Source organism: Rothia sp. L_38, from assembly GCF_050689125.1.
Taxonomy (GTDB): Bacteria; Actinomycetota; Actinomycetes; order Actinomycetales; family Micrococcaceae; genus Rothia.
The window spans coordinates 147,658-164,811 of sequence record NZ_JBOEQD010000004.1; the positions used below are offsets into that span (position 1 = coordinate 147,658).

Annotated in this window: 15 protein-coding genes; 10 read left to right on the forward strand and 5 right to left on the reverse strand. The window is 63.9% G+C overall.

Annotated features, from left to right (window positions below):
* Positions 1-2 precede the first annotated feature (2 nt).
* The 5 genes from thiL (at position 3) to ACRCJM_RS04365 (ending at position 5,958) form a co-directional block, all read left to right on the forward strand.
* Positions 3-1,043 carry a thiamine-phosphate kinase gene (gene thiL, locus ACRCJM_RS04345; RefSeq protein WP_431463935.1) on the forward strand — a complete coding sequence of 347 codons (1,041 nt, stop codon included), beginning with the start codon at positions 3-5 and terminating at the stop codon, positions 1,041-1,043.
* Positions 1,024-1,995, forward strand: a complete 972-nt coding sequence (locus ACRCJM_RS04350) for a DAK2 domain-containing protein (RefSeq protein WP_431463936.1) — start codon at positions 1,024-1,026, stop codon at positions 1,993-1,995. Before thiL ends, ACRCJM_RS04350 begins: the two co-directional genes overlap by 20 nt.
* Positions 1,995-4,559: an ATP-dependent DNA helicase RecG gene (locus ACRCJM_RS04355; RefSeq protein WP_431463937.1), complete on the forward strand. Its 2,565-nt coding sequence runs from the start codon at positions 1,995-1,997 to the stop codon at positions 4,557-4,559. Before ACRCJM_RS04350 ends, ACRCJM_RS04355 begins: the two co-directional genes overlap by 1 nt.
* 206 nt (positions 4,560-4,765) lie before the next feature.
* A complete protein-coding gene (gene rsmD / locus ACRCJM_RS04360; protein ID WP_431463938.1) occupies positions 4,766-5,326 on the forward strand; it encodes a 16S rRNA (guanine(966)-N(2))-methyltransferase RsmD in 561 nt (186 codons plus the stop codon).
* A 14-nt stretch (positions 5,327-5,340) separates the two neighbouring features.
* A complete protein-coding gene (locus ACRCJM_RS04365) occupies positions 5,341-5,958 on the forward strand; it encodes an LURP-one-related/scramblase family protein (protein WP_431463939.1) in 618 nt (205 codons plus the stop codon).
* A 3-nt stretch (positions 5,959-5,961) separates the two neighbouring features.
* Here the strand turns inward: ACRCJM_RS04365 and ACRCJM_RS04370 are convergent, their stop codons facing one another.
* Positions 5,962-7,179, reverse strand: coding sequence for an aminotransferase class I/II-fold pyridoxal phosphate-dependent enzyme (locus ACRCJM_RS04370; protein ID WP_431463940.1), 1,218 nt, complete (start codon positions 7,177-7,179; stop codon positions 5,962-5,964).
* A gap of 155 nt (positions 7,180-7,334) precedes the next feature.
* Between ACRCJM_RS04370 and coaD the strand changes: the two genes are divergently transcribed.
* The 4 genes from coaD to rnc all read left to right on the forward strand — a co-directional run bounded on the left by coaD (position 7,335) and on the right by rnc (position 9,394).
* Positions 7,335-7,811, forward strand: a complete 477-nt coding sequence (gene coaD, locus ACRCJM_RS04375) for a pantetheine-phosphate adenylyltransferase (protein ID WP_135011067.1) — start codon at positions 7,335-7,337, stop codon at positions 7,809-7,811.
* Positions 7,812-7,980: 169 nt separating this feature from the next.
* Positions 7,981-8,463, forward strand: coding sequence for a YceD family protein (locus ACRCJM_RS04380; protein WP_185174525.1), 483 nt, complete (start codon positions 7,981-7,983; stop codon positions 8,461-8,463).
* A 33-nt stretch (positions 8,464-8,496) separates the two neighbouring features.
* Positions 8,497-8,700, forward strand: coding sequence for a 50S ribosomal protein L32 (gene rpmF / locus ACRCJM_RS04385; RefSeq protein ID WP_135011069.1), 204 nt, complete (start codon positions 8,497-8,499; stop codon positions 8,698-8,700).
* 10 nt (positions 8,701-8,710) lie between these two features.
* Complete coding sequence (rnc, locus tag ACRCJM_RS04390) at positions 8,711-9,394, forward strand: ribonuclease III (protein WP_431463941.1); 684 nt, start codon at positions 8,711-8,713, stop codon at positions 9,392-9,394.
* A 101-nt stretch (positions 9,395-9,495) separates the two neighbouring features.
* On the opposite strand, the gene ACRCJM_RS04395 is transcribed toward rnc, so the two are convergent.
* Positions 9,496-11,004: an amino acid permease gene (locus tag ACRCJM_RS04395; RefSeq protein ID WP_431463942.1), complete on the reverse strand. Its 1,509-nt coding sequence runs from the start codon at positions 11,002-11,004 to the stop codon at positions 9,496-9,498.
* A gap of 165 nt (positions 11,005-11,169) precedes the next feature.
* Here ACRCJM_RS04395 and mutM point away from each other — a divergent pair, with 165 nt between their 5' ends.
* Complete coding sequence (gene mutM, locus ACRCJM_RS04400) at positions 11,170-12,123, forward strand: bifunctional DNA-formamidopyrimidine glycosylase/DNA-(apurinic or apyrimidinic site) lyase (RefSeq protein WP_431463943.1); 954 nt, start codon at positions 11,170-11,172, stop codon at positions 12,121-12,123.
* A 139-nt stretch (positions 12,124-12,262) separates the two neighbouring features.
* Here mutM and ACRCJM_RS04405 read toward each other — a convergent pair whose 3' ends face one another.
* Genes ACRCJM_RS04405 through ACRCJM_RS04415 form a run of 3 tightly spaced genes read right to left on the reverse strand, consistent with a single transcriptional unit; the run spans position 12,263 to position 17,081 of the window.
* A complete protein-coding gene (locus tag ACRCJM_RS04405) occupies positions 12,263-13,330 on the reverse strand; it encodes an NAD-dependent epimerase/dehydratase family protein (RefSeq protein ID WP_431463944.1) in 1,068 nt (355 codons plus the stop codon).
* Entirely contained in the window at positions 13,324-16,041 is a 2,718-nt protein-coding gene (locus ACRCJM_RS04410) for an alpha/beta fold hydrolase (RefSeq protein WP_431463945.1), read from the reverse strand. The genes ACRCJM_RS04405 and ACRCJM_RS04410 overlap by 7 nt, the downstream gene beginning before the upstream one ends.
* An 8-nt stretch (positions 16,042-16,049) precedes the next feature.
* Positions 16,050-17,081, reverse strand: a complete 1,032-nt coding sequence (locus tag ACRCJM_RS04415) for a 3-oxoacyl-ACP synthase III (protein WP_431463946.1) — start codon at positions 17,079-17,081, stop codon at positions 16,050-16,052.
* Positions 17,082-17,154 lie beyond the last annotated feature (73 nt).

A 17,154-nucleotide genomic window follows, 5' to 3' on the forward strand; every position in this document is an offset into this window, starting at 1 on the left:
CTATGCAGACCGTTGCCCAGGTGAGTGAGGGCCAGCTTCTTGCCCTGTTTATGCCCGTGCTGGCCGAGTACAATGAGCGGGCGGCGGATGTCCGCGCCGAGCTGGGTGCCCCCGGCGCCCTGGTCCTGGGGCCGGGGGACGACTCTGCTGTCCTCGATGTGCGGGGCGGGCTGACCGTCATGAGCACCGATACTCAAACCGAAAACCAGGACTTCCGCCGCAGCTGGCCTTCGGGCTACACAACCGGCGGGTATGAGGTGGGCTGGAAGGCCGCCACCCAGAACCTGGCCGATATCGCAGCTATGGGGGCTACCCCGGTCACCCTGCTGGTGTCCCTTACCCTGACCTCTGATACCCCCGTGAGCTGGGTGCAGGATTTTGCCCGGGGTCTCACTGAATCCTGTACTGCCCAGGGGGCTACCACCTGCACGATTGCCGGGGGCGATATGGGCTCAGGCAGCGAAATCTCGGTAACTGTTACCGCCGTGGGCCTGACCGACCGGCCTATCACCCGAAGCGGAGCCTGCCCCGGGGACGCCGTAGTCTTTGCCGGTGCTCTGGGCACCGCAGCTGCCGGCCTAGCCCTGCTCGACTCAGCCCCCTTCACCGCTACCGAAGAGCTGAGCACCTGCGTCCGCGCCCAGCAGCGCCCCCGCTCGCCCCTTCACCTGGGGCCGGAGGGCGCCCCCCACCTGACCTCCCTCATGGATGTCTCCGACGGGTTAGTGCGTGACGGCGGCCGTATCGCAGCGGCCTCCGGTGTGGCTCTTGACCTTGACTCGACGGCCCTGGCCCCATGGGTCAACAGGGTAGGCCCTGCAGCCCTGCTCACCGCAGGCACCCCCGAACAGGCGGACGCCCAAGCCCTACGCTGGGTACTAACCGGCGGGGAAGACCACGGCCTACTAGGCACCTGCCCACCCGCACAGATACCGCCCGGATTTACTAGAATTGGTACGGTACAGGCAGGCGACGGAGTCACCGTCGACGGCCGCACCTACACCGCGAAAGGATGGGATCACTTTGAGGCAGGCTCCCGCTGACTGGTGGCTGAACTGGCTGCTGCGCGCTCGCACCCAGCTGGTGGAGCACCGATCCCTTCTCAACCGCATTAACGTCTTCCCCGTGGCCGATGCCGACACCGGGGCCAACATGGTCGCCACCCTCGGGCGGGCCGCCGACACCGCTGGCATGGCGGACGAGCCCACCCTCGCCCTCGCCGCCCGGGCAGCCCTGCGCGGGGCCAGGGGAAACTCTGGAACCCTGCTAGCTGTCTGGCTCCTGGGTCTAGCTGAGGAACTGGGGGAGGCCGGGCAGCTGCCGCCTTCTACTGTTCAAGTTCTGACCCCGCAGGCGCTCGCCGCTGCCTGGGAACGAGGGGCCCAGCAGGCGTCCGCCGCTCTGAGCAAGCCCACCGGCGGCACCATGCTCACCCTCATGCAGGCTCTTGCTACCTGCCCGCTGCCAGATCCTACCGATGAAGAGAACCCCTGGCAGGTCTACCTCACGACCCTGCTGGCTGCTTCAGAGGCTGCTCTGCGAGCTACCGCTAAAGCAGCCCACGCCCGTAACGGTTGGGTTGATTCCGGAGCTCTGGGCCTGCACCTGGTCTTAGTAGCCCTGGCAACAGAGCTGCTGGGGGCCGCCCCGCAGGCCACCTACCGCGACCTGCTCCAGGTGGGGGCGGCGTCCTTACCGCCCCGAAGCACGCGGCAGCGATCGGCAGGGGAGCCCCGCATCGAGGTTATGTGCGAGATTTACCTGCCGGTGCTCGAAGTAACCCAGCTGCGCAGCGCCCTGGAGACGGTCGGGGACTCGGTCTCCATCGCCCAGGTCGAAGCAGGGAATGAGGCCCTGTGGGCTATCCACGTGCACGTCCCCGAGGCCGAGGACGCCCTGGCCCTCCTCCGCGCTGCGGGCAACCCCCTCAACGTGCGAACCACCTCCCTGGATGACCCCGCCCACCAGGAAGCCCACCGGGAGCCCACCCCCTAATGGCAGCCCGTAAACGCAAGACCCCGGAACTGAGCGAGCAGGCAAAGGACGCCCTAGCCCGCTACGCAGCAGAAGACCGCCTCGATAACGCCCCTCTGGCCGACTACCTGGGAGCGACCCTGGCCAAGTCCTTTAAGACCCACCTGGGGCTAGAAACCGTGGGGCAGGCCCTGGACTACTACCCCCGCAAGTACCTGCCGCGCGGGGAACTGACCCCCTTCTCATCCCTGGTAGAAGGTACCGAAGCTACCATCGTCGCCAGGGTAGTGCGGGTGACAACCCGCCAGATGGCATCGCGCCGCGGGTCCATCACAGAAATCACCATCACCGACCAGCTAGATCCGGTTGGTCAGCCCGAGCCCGCCTGGCAACCCCCTAACCCCAACGCCTACCGGGGAGCGGCCCCACCGGCGTCCTACACCCGGGGCTACACCAACCCCCGTCTGCACGGTAGCGCAGGGGACTCCACCGACACCCAGCTACCGGGCACCCAGCCCAGCTACCAGCTGGGAGACATCTTTGGCGGCTACGCCCCCGAACCCTACTCGCTGACAGCCAGCGGCACCATGACCCTGAGCTTCTTCAACGCCTGGACAGCAGCCCGCGACATTCACGAGGGCGACCAGGTCATGTTCTCGGGCAAGGTGGGCTCCTACCGGGGCGAAATCACCCTGACCAACCCCCACTATGCCGTCATCGCCGGGAAAGAATTGGCCGCCGCCCCCGGCGCCAGCGCCGAAGCGATAGAGCGGGCCGCCGCGCGGGCGTCCGCCCCCATACCGGTCTATAAGGCCAGCCCCAAGTTCCCCACCGATAAGGTGGCCGCAGCCATCGAGACCCTGATTGAGCGCATCAACCTCAAGGAGCTCGAAGACCCCGTCCCCTTTACCGTGCGCAAGAGCCGCAAGATCCCCTCCCTCGAGTGGACCTACCGGGCCGTGCACACCCCCGATACCGAAGAAACCTGGCGGGCAGCCCACCACTCCCTGCGCTACCGCGAGGCCTTCGTGCTACAGGCCGCTCTTGCCCGTATTCGTGCAGCCCGCGCCGCCCACCAGACCGTTGCCCGCCCCTATGTAGAGGGCGGTTTCGCGGACGCCCTGCTGGAGGCCCTGCCCTATCAGCTGACCGAGGGCCAGCAGGCCGTTGGCGCAGAAATCCGCTCTGACCTGGCCAGCTCTTCCCCCATGAACCGCCTGCTCCAGGGGGATGTAGGCTCGGGTAAAACCGTGGTGGCCCTGCGCGCCATGCTACAGGTGGCAGATAACGGTGCCCAGTCGGCAATGCTGGCCCCCACCGAGGTGCTGGCCGAACAGCACTACCGGTCGGTCTGCGAGATTCTGGGGGATATGCTGGCCCCGCAGGACAGTTCCGGGAGTGCCGGGGTGGGCGTCCGCGTCGTGCTGCTCACCGCCTCCCTCAAAACCAAGGCCAAACGGGAAGCCCTGCTGGCTATCGCCTCGGGCGAGGCAGACATCGTCATTGGCACTCATGCCCTGCTCGGAGACTCGGTGACCTTCGCCGACCTCGGGCTGGTCGTGGTCGATGAGCAGCACCGCTTCGGTGTTGAACAGCGCGATGCCCTGCGCGGGCCCGGCGGGGAGCTGCCCCACCGGCTGGTCATGACCGCCACCCCCATACCCCGTACCGTCGCAATGACCGTCTTTGGCGATCTCGATACCTCGGTGCTTGATCAGCTACCGGCCGGCCGCCAAAAAATTACCACCCACGTGGTGCCGCTGGCAGAGCACCCCCGCTGGGCCGACCGCATCTGGGCCCGCGCCCGCGAAGAAATCGACGCCGGGCACCAGGTTTATGTGGTGGTGCCCAAAATCGGCGGGGCCGATACCCCCGGTGACGCCGAGGCGGGCCAGACCCTCTTCGGGGCAGATGGCCTCACCGGTAAGGGGCTGGGCTCCCAGGCTGCGGCGGGGGAGAGCGCCCGCGGTTCGCTGTCCTCGGTCGAGAGCACCCTGGAGGAGCTCGAGGACGTTCCCGCCCTGGCCGGGGTGCGCATCGAGGGGCTCCACGGGCGTATGGATACTGCCGAGAAGAACCGGGTCATGACCGAATTCTCCGCCGGTCGCATTGACCTTCTGGTGTCTACCACCGTGATTGAGGTGGGCGTCAACGTGCCCAACGCAACCCTCATGATCATTATGGACGCCGACCGCTTTGGTATTTCTGGCCTCCACCAGCTGCGCGGACGCATTGGCCGCGGCTCCCTGCCCGGCACCTGCCTACTGGTCACCAGGCAGCCGGCGGACGGCGTCAGCCGGGAGCGACTGGCAGCGGTAGCGGCCACCACCGACGGCTTCGAGCTTTCGCGGGTTGACCTGGAACAGCGGCGCGAAGGCGATATTCTCGGCGCTGCCCAGTCAGGGAAGAAGTCCACCCTCAAGCTGCTGCGTGCCCTGACCGATGCCAAACTTATCGAGCGGGCCCGGCAGGACGCCTTCGGAATTATTGAGGCTGACCCCACCCTGGCTAAACACCCCGACCTGGCCCGTACCATCGACCGGGCCCTCGACGCCGACCGCGAGGCCTTCCTGGGGCGTGGTTAGGTTCGGCCAAAGACGTAGGCCCCGCATTTATTCTGGTTTACCCGCAACTGGTTGCGGGTAAACCAGAATAAGTGCGGTCAACTCAAGTGCCCGGCGGGCCCTCCGTCACCGGTCACCCATACCTAACCTTCTCTTTGTTCTCACCAGCCCTACCGGTACCCTTATAACAGTCCCACCCTCTACCACTACGAGCGGAGCGCAGCCGAATGAGCCGCATCATTGCAGGAGCCGCAGGCGGCCTGCGCCTAGCCAACGTCCCCGGTGATAACACCCGCCCCACCACCGACCGGGTCAAAGAAGCCCTTTTTTCCCGCCTGGATACCTACAACATGTTGGACGGCGTGCGCGCCCTCGACCTTTTCGGCGGCTCGGGTGCCCTGGGCTGCGAAGCTCTCTCGCGCGGGGCTGCCCACGTGGACTTCGTAGACCACTACCCCAAGGCCGTTACCGTCATTGAAAAAAACATTGCCGCCGTGGGCAAGACCGCCGGGGGTACTGCCCGCGTACATAAGATGACGGCCCGCACCTACCTTTCGGCGGGGGCGTCCGCCTGGGACCTGGTCTTTATTGACCCGCCCTACGCCGTGACCAACAGCGAGCTCGAAGACCTGCTGGTCCTGCTGGCACCCCGCCTGACCGAGGGGGCAGTGGTGGTGGTTGAACGGGCATCCCGCACCGACGAGCCCACCTGGCCCGAAGGTCTTGAAAAGTTTGCCGAGAAAAAATACGGTGAGACCGTGCTCTACTATGTGGAGCCCGCCGTCTAGTTTAGGGTAGAACTATGAGTGAGAACACAAACGACCCCGGTTATCAGCCCCAGCCGACCCCAGAAACGAGCCAGGGGGCATCCGCGCCCCTGCTGACCGAAAACACCCTGGTGGTGCAGCAAACCCGCAGCTTCATGAGCAATGACTTTGAGATGCAGAGTCAGGACGGGCGTGTGCTCGGCCGGGTGCTCACCACCGGCTCAACCGCAGGCCGCCTGCTCAAGGGCAACCGCACCTTTGACCTGGTCGACAGTAACGGGAACCTTCTTCTCAAGATCGTTGACCCCTTTGACTTTGGCCTGGACCGCTACGAACTGCTAAACCCCGATGGCTCCCTCTTCGCCCACGTGCAAAAGCAGTTCTCTTTCATGCGCAAGCGCCTCACCATCGAGCTACCGGGCCTCACCCTGGAGCTCGAAGGTAGCCTCTTCGAGTACGACTTCAACATCACGGTTAACGGCCATGTAGCTGCCCGCGTTGCCCGCGAATGGGGTGGCCTGGTGGCGGGGCTGCGCGGTAAGAGCCGCTACGGGGTGAACTTCGACCCCGGTGCCCCCGAACCCGTACGCCTGGCCATACTGGGCGGTTTGGTTGCCCTTGACCTCATCCGGGCAAAGGACGCCCGCAACTAGGGCTTAGCCGCTATAGGCACGCAGACGGGTGGCGGCGTCCTGGAGAACCTCCGGGCGTTTGCAGAAGGCAAACCGCACATAGGTCTGCACCCGCTGCCGGTAGACCTCGGTCGCAAAGGCGGTCAGCGGAATCAGCGCGACCCCGGCCTGTTCGGGAAGCAGGTGGCAGAGCTCTTCTGCTGAGGTCAGGCCCCGCTCAGCCAGGACCCGCGACACATCGGCTACCGCGAAGAAGGTACCTGCCGGGGGAGTTACCTCCCACGGTGAGCCCGCTAGGTTCTCCACCAAAATGCGCCGCTGCTGGGCGTACCGGGCCTGCACACCGGTATAGAAGTCATCACCCAGGCCCACGCCAACAGCCGCAGCTGCCTGCAGGGGAGCGGCCGCAGAGTGCGTGAAATAGCCCTTCACCAGGCGGATGGGGAGTATAAGGTTTTCTGGTCCGGTCATCCACCCCACCCGCCAGCCGGTGGCCGAATGGGTCTTCGAAATCGCTGAAACCGCCACCGTGCGCTCCGCCGCCCCTGGCAGGGTTTGAATGGGCTGGTAGGGGCCGGTAAAGACCAGGTGCTCGTAGACCTGGTCAGCCAGAATCACAGCGTCGAACCTGGTCGCCAGCTCCACGATCTTAGTCTTTGCTTCGGTTGAGAAGACCATACCTGTGGGGTTGTGCGGATCGTTGACCACCACCAGGGCTGTGAGATCAGAAAAAGCTGCTTCGAGGGCGTCCAGATCGGGTTCAAAGGTGGGCGGCACAAGCGGAACGGTGCGGACGCGCGCCCCGGCTAGGGCGGCAGCGGCAGGGTAGAGGTCGTAGTAGGGTTCGAAGAGAACAACCTCGTCGCCAGGTTCTACTAGGGCCGCAATGGTAGCTGCCAGGGCTTCAGAGGCGCCGGCGGTTACCGTGACCTGGGTATCGGGGTTGAGGGTGAGCCCGTAGAAACGCTGCTGGTGCTCGGCAATGGCCTGCCGCAGGGCGGGGTTGCCCGCAATGGTAGCGTACTGGTTGACCCCGCCCGCTAGGGCCTGCGCTGCGGCATCAAGCATCTCTGCAGGGCCGTCCGTATCTGGAAAACCCTGCCCCAGGTTCAGGGCATCGTATCGGTGGGCAAGGGCCGACATCTCTTCGAAGATGGTTGAGCGCCAGTGGCCGTCCGCCCCCATCAGCCCGGCCGCTAGCCCAACCCGTTCAAAGGCCCGTTGCTTCTTCTCAGTGGCCATCTGGTGCCCGCCCCGCTCTCGTCTAGCCCACCGCCGTACGTGCAGGGCGGGCGTCCGTATCTTTGTCTGAACCCAAGATTACCGGCCTACCCCTGCTGCCCAAGAGAGCATGACTTAGTGTGTCATACCTAACCAACCTGCTGTAGCCTAGAGACATGCAATTGGTTGTCTGCCCCGGATCCTTTGACCCCATCCACAACGGTCACGTCGAAATCATCACCCGCGCCGCAAAAATCTACGGTAACGTCATCGTCGCGGTCTCCCACAACTCTAAGAAAAAGTACCGCTTCACCCTCGAAGAGCGCGTCGCCATGGTTGAGGAAACCTTCGCCCTTTTCGACGGGGTGAGCGCCAAGGTGCTACCCGAGGGGGAGCTACTGGCTAACTTCGTGCGCGACCAGGGGTCCGTGCTCATCGTGAAGGGGCTGCGCAATACCGCCGACTATGAATACGAGGCTCCCATGGCCTCGATGAACCGGCACATCGCCGGGGTTGAAACCAGCTTTATCGCCGGGGACCCCAAGTACAACCACATCTCATCGACCATCGTTAAAGAGGTCGCAGGCTTCGGTGGGGACGTGCGGGCTTTCGTCCCGCGCGCGGTGCAGCGGGCCCTCTACCCCGAGCATTAATGTGGTCAGCCAAACAAGAGGTTAAACCTAGAGCGCTTGATTCGGCCGGTCTTAAGCCCCTAAAATAGGTACTTGGTTTAAAACATTCGATAGGGAGTTCGTCATTTCACGAAAAGATTCATCGCCCCTTAAGATCTCGGTTCGAGATCTAGCTCATCGCCCGGGCGCAATGGAGACCCTTGATGAAGTTCTGCCAGCGCCAAGCGACTTTGGCAACGCTCTGATTGAGGCGGAAGAAGGCAGCGACATTGACCTCAATGTTCGCCTGGAATCCGTTTCAGATGGTATCTTGGTAACTGGTACTGCAACTGTCACCGTTTCCGGTGAATGCAGCCTCTGCCTAGACCCGGTTGACTTTGATGTTACAGCCGATGTTCAAGAGCTTTTTGTTTTCGAGAAGGCCCCCGAAGGCGGCCCCGAAGATGAAGTAGATGAGCAGTACGCCGTAGAGAACGATGAAATTGATCTCGAACCGGCGCTGCGGGACGCAGTGATTCTTCAACTGCCGTTCCAACCTGTTTGCAGTGACTCCTGTCAGGGCCTGTGCTCCGAATGCGGCGCACGCCTAGAGGACGACCCTGAGCACCACCATGAGGTCATCGACCCCCGGTGGAACGCGCTATCAGCGCTGCTCGATGCGAACGACAAATAAAACTTATAAAGCAACAAGAGAAAAGAGATAGCTGTGGCTGTTCCCAAGCGGAAAATGTCCCGTGCTAACACCCGCGCCCGCCGTTCCCAGTGGAAGGCTTCCGTTCCTCAGCTGGTCAAGACCGTAGAAAACGGTCGCGTCACATACTCCCTGCCCCACCAGGCAAAGCTCGTGACTGACTCAGCTGGCAACGAACTCTTCTACGAGTACAAGGGCCGCAAGGTAGCTGACGCCTAATTCGCGCCTTATGACTAACTCTGCATCACAAGAGTTTCTGAAACGTCTCGGTATCGACCTCGATACCGAGACGTTTCAGCTTGCAATGACTCACCGCTCCTACTCCTTTGAAAACGGCGGCATACCCCACAACGAGCGCCTAGAATTCCTGGGTGACTCCGTGCTGTCTCTGGCCGTCGCCTCAGAGCTCTACAAGAAGTTCCCTGACCTGCCCGAGGGCGAGCTGGTCAAGCGCCACCACGTGATTGTTTCTACCCGAACCCTGGCCAACCTGGCCCGCAGTCTCAAGCTGGGGCCCTGCGTCCGACTGGGTAAGGGGGAGAAGAAAACCGGTGGTGCCGATAAGGACTCCATTCTGGCTGACACCATGGAGGCTGTCTTCGGTGCCGTGTACATGAAGTACGGCCCTGAGGCCGCCCACCAGCTGGTGCTGGCCCACACCTCCCACCTGCTGGATGATAACAAGACCCTGAACATCGGGCGCGACTGGAAGACCGAAATCCAGGAATACGCTGCCGCCCAGGGTACCGGCGAGCCCGTCTACGAGGTTGAGGGCACCGGCCCCGACCACGCCCGCCGCTACACCGCCAAGGTTCTCCTGGCCGGTAAGGTCATGGGGCAGGGCAAGGGCACCAGCAAGAAGGAAGCCGAGCGTATGGCTGCCGAACAGGCCTACTACAGGGTCTACGGCTAGGGCAGGCAAGACTTTACCTACACAAAGAGGGGCGGCCCCACCGAAAGATATCGGTGGGGCCGCCCCTCTTGTCGTGCTATCAGGCTGATGCCTTGCTGCGGCTAGGGCAGGCTGATTTCGTCATCCCTACCCACAATGTTGATAGAGGTGGTCTGGGTGGGAACCTGCTCTAAACGCTCGGCTGCCAGAGCCCGTACTCGCTTGCGGACGGCCAGCCAGCCAACCACCAGCACGGGCACCACCAGAAGCATGGCCGCCAGGGCGTAGGTGCCGATGGGGTAGTCGAAGGCGATGAGCACCAGTACACCCACCAGGAAGGCCATGGTGAGCCAGTTGGTGACGGGCGCTAGGGGAGCCTGATACTCGGGGCGGACGCGCTCACCCCGGCGGGCCATGGCCACAAAGCGCTGGTGGGGTAGGGTGATGGCCATCCAGCCAATCACGATACAGACGGCTGAGATGTTGAGGACGATCTCGAAGGCCTCTGAGGGCTTCCAATAGTTGATGACCACACCGAGCAGGGCCACGGCACCGGTGAGCAGGATACCTCCGATGGGCACACCCGACTTGCTCATAGCCCCGGTGAAGCGGGGAGCTGAGCCGTTCATGGCCATGGAGTGGGTGATACGGCCGGTGGAGTAGAGACCCGCGTTCAGCGATGAGGCCGCTGCGGTAATGACCACCAGCTGCATGATGGGGGCAGCGTAGTCGACCCCGATGGAACCGAAGAAGGTGACGAAGGGGGACTCGTCAGCTGAGTAAGCGTCGTAGGGCAGCAGCAGGGAGAGCAGCAGTACAGAGCCGACGTAGAAGAGGGCGATACGCCAGACCACGGTATTGATGGCCTTGGGGATAGCCTTGCGGGGGTCCTTGATTTCACCCGAGGCTGTGCCAACCAGCTCAATACCGGAGTAGGCGAAGATAACGCCCTGGGAGACCACCAGGGCAGCCAGCAGGCCGTTGGGGAGGAAGCCGGACTCGGCGATATGGGTAAAGCCCACGGGGGAACCTGTGGGGGTACCGAAGATGACGAAGAAGATGCCGATCACCATGAAAAGCAGCAGGGAGCCCACCTTGATAAGGGCAAACCAGAACTCGAGCTCACCAAAGATCTTGACCGAAATCAGGTTCATTGAGACCACTACGACGATGACGACCAGGGCCACAACCCACTGGTCTATCTGCTCAATAGCCGGTATGTACTGGCCGAACCAGTTGAAGTAGATAGCGATAGCGGTGGCATCGACGATGGCGGTGGCTGCCCAGGAGAACCAGTACATCCAGCCCACGAAGAATGCCCATTTTTCGCCGTAGAATTCGCGGGTGTAGCTCACGAAGGAGCCGGACGAGGGGCGGTAGCTGACCAGCTCACCCAGCTGCCGCAGAATCAGGTAGCCGAAAAAACCTGCGATCGCGTAGAGGAAGATGAGGGAGGGGCCGGCGTCGTGCAGGCGTCCGCCCGCGCCGAGAAAGAGGCCGGTTCCGATGGACCCGCCCATGGCAATCATCTGAATCTGCCGGGGCTTGAGGCCCTGCTGGAAGCCCTCTTGCTCGTGGGCGAAGGACGGCGCATCAGCGTGCTGCCCCGTGGGGGTTGGGGGTGTCGACAAAAGTCTCTCCTTTTACAGAAGGGTTGGTTCTGCCCCTGCCGCCCGCCATATATCAGTAGGCTGGTGACAGGTGAGAATGCACAGGGTCTATTCTGCACCTGATATGTTCAATATGTGGGCACCACGCGGTGCATATTTTTTCATTTTTGGAAAGGCGGAGTGAATATGCCGGAGTTACCCGAGGTCGAAGTGGTCCGCCGGGGCCTAGCCGGGCACATCCTCGGCGCAGTGCTGGAGCGCGTGCAGGTAGTAGACGGACGCTCGGTGCGGCGCCACGAGGCCGGGCCGGTGGATTTCGAGCGGCTGCTGACGGGCCTGCGCGTGGCGGATGTGGCCAGACGCGGCAAGTACCTCTGGCTACTCTTTGAAGGCAACGAAGAGTTCGCCCTGGTCATTCACCTGGGCATGAGCGGGCAGGTTCTGCTCAAAGCCCCCGAGCTACCGGCAGAAAAACACCTCAAGGTGCTCATAGACTTAGCAGGAGCCACCGACGAGAGCGGGCGCGAAGCCCCGCTCACCCTGCGCTTTGTGGACCAGCGCATCTTCGGTGGCATGTTTGTAAGCCCCCTGCTGCCCACCCGCAACGCCGCCGGGGAGCCGGTGCCGGGGGCGTCCGCGTCCGCCCTGGGCCTGCCCCTCATCCCGCAGGCCGTTGCCCACATCGCCCGCGACCCGCTCGACCCCCACTTCGACTTCGGGCAGTTCAGACGCACCATGCTGGGTACGTCCACCGGCATCAAGAAGCTCCTGCTCGACCAAAGCGCCATTTCCGGGGTAGGCAATATCTACGCCGACGAAGCCCTATGGCGGGCCAGACTGCACTACGCCAAACCCGCCAAGAGCATCCCCGCCTCAACCGCCCGCGAACTGGTGGACGCCGCGCGCACCGTCATGCGGGATGCCCTAGCCCAGGGCGGCACCAGCTTCGATGCCCTCTACGTCAATGTCAACGGGGAATCGGGCTACTTCGACAGGTCCCTCAATGCCTACGGGCAGGCAGGAAAACCCTGCCCCCGCTGCCTAGAGGCGGGGCGCACCTCGCTGATGGTGCGGGAGCCCTTCGGAGGAAGGAGCTCCTACCGGTGCCCCCATTGCCAGAGAAAGCCCCGTGGAGTGTAACTGCGCATGGAGCAGAAAGACAGGCAGAGCGCCTAGGCCAGCAACCCTCTTGGTCTCGCGCGGGGCGCTCGCCCAATTCACCGCCAGCCCCGGTCCAGCTGGCTGTCGGCACTCTGCCTGCCTATTGGAGATGAGCTAGTTAGTGATTCCTACGAAATCTGCGCCCGTAGTAGTCGCCCAGCCGCTCGTACCCTTCCTCTAGGGAAACAGCGGGGGACCAGTCCAGGAGTTCCCGGGTGGTGCGCTGGTCGAACCAGTGGGCGGTGGACAGCTGCTCGGCTAAGAAAGAGGTCAGCGGGGGAATCTGCCCGGGGGCACAACGGGCCCAGGCCTTTTCCATCACCAAACCCAGCCCATAGGCCACGGACGCCGGCAACGAGTAGGCCGGGGGCTTGACGCCGCAGGCGGTACACATGCCGGCGATAATCTCGCCGACCGGGCGGGGCTGGCCGTTGGTGACCACCAGGGGCACCCCGCGAATCGCCTCGAGGCGCTGGTAGCCGCGCACAAAAGCGTCCGCCCCGTTATCGATGTAGAGGGTGTCAATCATGGCGGTGCCCTGGTTGAGCAGGGGCAGGCGCCCTGCGGCGGCGCGTTCTAGGACGCGCTCCACCAGCTGGGTATCGCCGGGGCCCCAAACAATGTGGGGGCGTAGCACACCCACCCAGAAGTCGTCCGCATCGTAGCTCAGGGCCAACAGCTCAGACTCGGCCTTAGACCGGGCATAGTTACCGCGGGCCTGGTCGGGGCTGGCGGGCGGGTTGCCTTCACCCACGATAGAGGCTCCGGTGTGAGCTACCGAGGGCGAAGAGGTGTGCAGGAACTTGCCGATACCGACTGTGCGGGCAGCCTCAAGCAGGGTGCGGGTGCCCTCGACGTTGACCTGCCGGTAGTCCTCCCAGTCCCCGACCACAGACACCTTAGCGGCCAGATGGATAATCCCCTGAACACCGGTAACAGCCCGGCGCACCGCCAGCTGGTCGGTGAGAGAACCCTGCACCTGGTCGAAGCGGTCGGCCAGGTGGGTGGGGAGCATCTGGGCGATACCGGAGTCCCCGCGCTGGAAGGCCCGCACAGCATACCCTGCCCTCAGCAGGGCAAAGACAACCTCACGGCCCAGAAGCCCAGAGGCGCCGGTGACCAGCACCCGCTCAGAACGGGCAGGCTGGCAGACCTCGGGGGTGAGCGGACGCAGCGAAACTACCACGCGATAACCCCCTTTCCCAGACGGGCCTTTTTCCCCTGGAGGAGTTGCTCAGCCCAGGCAGCAAGAACCGGGCGGTCAATCTTCGAGTTGTGTCGCACATCGGTGGGGTGCTCAGCAACAACCAGCACAGCCGATACCTCTACACCGGTCTCAGCCAGTACCCGCTCCCGCACCCGCTGGGCCAGGTCAGCCGGAGCCAGGCCGTTGCGGGTCTTCTTGCCCCGGAAGGTGGGGCCAACCTCGGCCACGATGAGGACGGACGCCGCCCCGGCCGGGCCGGTAGCAACAGCGGCTGCCCGGCGCACCTCAGCATCGAGCTCGGCAGCCTGTTCCAGGGCAACCGGGGTGAGCACACCCTGGGCGGTCACCAGCACGTGGGCAAGACGGCCCTCAACCCAGAGGCGTCCGCTGGCATCGAAATGCCCCACATCGCCGGTGCGGTGCCAGCCGGGGGTGGCGCTGGACGCGCGTTCGGTGATCCAGAGGGTGTCGTAGCGGTCCTTGATGTGCGGGGCTGCCACCAGAATCTCACCGGTGATACCGGGCTCGGTGGTGACCTCGGTCGAGGCGGTTCCATCAGGCAACAGGGGAGCGATCTGCAGGGCTGCCCCGTGGACGGGGGTACCAACGCAGACGCCGCCGCCAGCACCGAGAAGCCCGGCTGCCGCGTCCTGCTCGGCCTGCTGAATCTGGGCGTAGGAGACGTCGGTGGTGGGCAGGGCCTCGGTCATACCGTAGGGGGTGTGTAGGGAGGCAGCCGGTAGCAGGGTCTGCAGGCGGGCCAGCAGGGGAGAGGTAATGGGAGCCCCGGCGGAGAGCAGGGTGGTGACCTGCCCCAGGGCAGAGCGCTGCTGGCTGCTCAGGCCATCGACGGTCTCGAGCACGTTCATCAGGGCTGCCGGTGAAGCAAAGACCGTGGTTGCCCCAATTGCCGAAGCTGCCGATGCCAGGGCTGCGGCGGTGAGGGTCTTAGGTTTAGTGACGTCCATGGCCGGGGTGACAGAGGTAGCTCCCAGGGCCGGGCCCAGCAGGGCGAAGGGGGCAAAGCCCGCCACCAGACCGCTGCCGGCAGCCAGATCGTAGGTGGCTGCGATGGTATCCCGCATAGCCGCCAGCTGGCGGTGGGTGTAGACCACGCCCTTAGCCGGGCCGGTGGAGCCTGACGTGTAGAGGATGGCAGCGTCCGCATCGGGGTCAGGGTCGGCTACCGCAAAAATCTCAGGGGCTGCAAAGTCATCGACCGCACCCACCACGCCCAGGGCCCGGGCAGCGGCAGCGGGAAGGGAACCGGCTGCAATACGCTGGCCGGGCCAGCCCAGGGTACGGGCCAAGGTGAGGGCAGCCGGAATACCGATGAGCCAGGACGGGCGGGCCCCCTTGAGCGCGCGCGTCAGCCCCGCAGCGCCCAGGCCGGTATCGGCCACAACAATCACGGCCCCAATTTTGAGGCAAGCATAGATGAGGGTGGTGAGCTTAATGCCGGGTGGCACCAGCAGATTGACCCGGTCGCCGGGCTTCACCCCGAGCCGGTGCAGGCCAGAGGCAACCCGGTCTACTTCGGCAGCTAGTTCAGCCCACGAGAGCTGGGCGGCTACCTCGGTGCCGTCCCCCTTGCTGCTCATATCAACGATAGCTAGGGTGGTGTCGTCAGCCCGGTCTGCCAGCTCGGCTCCCATGGGGCGGTAATGAGCGGACGCCGGTACCCGGGCAGCGCGTGCGGTGAGGTGGAGGTCCCTCTGGGTGGTGCCGGTGACGAAGCGCTCGGTGAGCCAGGCCAGAATGGGGGTGGCGATGTCTTCATCTTCGGCAACCAGGTGGCTGGCGGTTTCAAAACGGTGGATGTCGGCCTGCGGCAGGCGGGTAGCCAGGTCGGCCATGTAACGGCGCTGGAAGACCGGGTCTTTAGTACCCCAGAGCATCAGGGCAGGCAGGTTAAGGTCTGTAATACCTTCGGCAACAGAGACCATGGGGCGGTAGCTGGCAGCCGCCTCGGTTGCCGGTATGTCGGCCACGAAATTCCGCACGCCCACCCGGTGCTCGGCGGTGGTGTAGGGCAGCTTGTAGGCCTTCTTGACCGCAGCATCAAGCCCGCCCTGGGCCAGACCCAGAGTCACGTCGATAAAGGCGGTTGATTTTTCGGTCGCCCAGGAATGTAGAGCCGGGTTGAGGGCTGCCTGCAGGGCTACCGGGATCTTCTCACCGGCGTCATGAAAAACAGCGGTGTTGGTCAGCACGACACCCGAGACAATCTCACGGTGGCGCAGGGCCCACCCCAGCGAGATCAGCCCGCCCCAGTCATGGGCCAGCGTGACAAGGGGCAGGTCGGTAGTGTCAAGCCCAAGCGCGGCGGTAAAATCACCGAGGTCAGCGATACGGTCTGAGAGCGAGCGGGTTAGGCCGGTGCGCTCCGAATAGCCCATATCGAGCTGGTCTACCGCTACAATGCGCCAGGGCTGCTCGGCAACAGTGGCGGCAGCGATGACCGACCGCCAGAGATAGGACCAGGTGGGGTTACCGTGTACCGCCAGTACGGTACCGACCGGAGTGCGCCCGGCGGCCTCGAGCGCCGGGCCATTATCGAGGTAGTGCCAGCGGCGGCTAGCCCCGGCTTCTTCTACCGGGGCGGACGCGGGCACCTGCACCTGCTGGGACCAGGCAGGGTCAACGCCGGGCCAGAGAGCAGGAACAGGAGTGAGCTGAGAAAACGTCATAGCGGCTCCTACCAGGTGATTTCCATGAGCGCGGTATTCAGGCCGGAACCCACACCCATGCAGAGAATACGGTCACCGGCTACGAAGTGGGCGCTTTCCTCAGCCAGGGTCATGGGAAGGGCGGCTGCCGCCACGTTACCCCAGACCGGGAAAGTCATGGGGATGCGCTCGCGGTCGATACCCACGGCCTCAATAATGGCGTTGGTGTGGGCGTTAGAAATTTGGTGGGTTACGTAGGAGCGCATGTTGCCCCAGTCCCAGCCGTTTTGGTGGGCTTCTTCCCAGGCCTCAGCGACCAGCTGCAGGCCGTGCTTGAGCAGACCCGCGGCGTCCGTATTCATCCCCTGGTCGGCTTCACCGCCAATGCAGAGGTTGCGGTGCTCGGTTCCCGCGCGGGAAACCGAACCGACAATCTTGTGGCCAGCGGGGTGCAGGTCGGAGCGGCCAATGACGGCGGCTGCGGCTCCCGAGCCCAGGGTCAGGGTGGCGAACTGGGCCAGCACGTCGTCTCGGGTTGAATCGGGGCGGTTGAGCTGGCGCAGGGCGGTGGCATGCCAGGGGGAGGGGTCTTCGCCGTCGACGATGAGGGCGTAGTCGATAGCCCCGGCATCAATCATGGTGGCGGCAACCGTAATGCCGTTGACGAAGCCCAGGCAGGCGTTGGTGATATCGAAGTTCAGGGCCTGGCGGGGCAGGCCCAGGCGGTCGTGAATACCCACGGCCACGGCCGGTTCAAAATTATCGCGGGTGACCGAGGTGTTAATAATCAGCCCGATTTGTTCCTTGCTGATACCGGCCTGGGCGATAGCCTGCTCAGCAGCCTGCACCGCGCCGTCCTCAAAATGCATGGAAGTGCCCCAGGAGCGGCGCTCGCTAATACCGGCGAGGCGCTCGAGTAGACCCTTGGGCATCCTCAGTCGCTTGTAGGTGGCCGCTAGTTGCTCGTCAAAGTAGGAGCTGGTGACGACCTCCGGCGGTAGCACCCTGGTTACCGATAGCAGGGAGGCGTTCTTGTGGCGAATATCTGAATTAGCGGTCAATCTACTCTTCTAGCCTTAGTGCGGATTTGGGTAAGCCCTTATTTGAAGAAACAGGGCACTTTTTCAATAATAT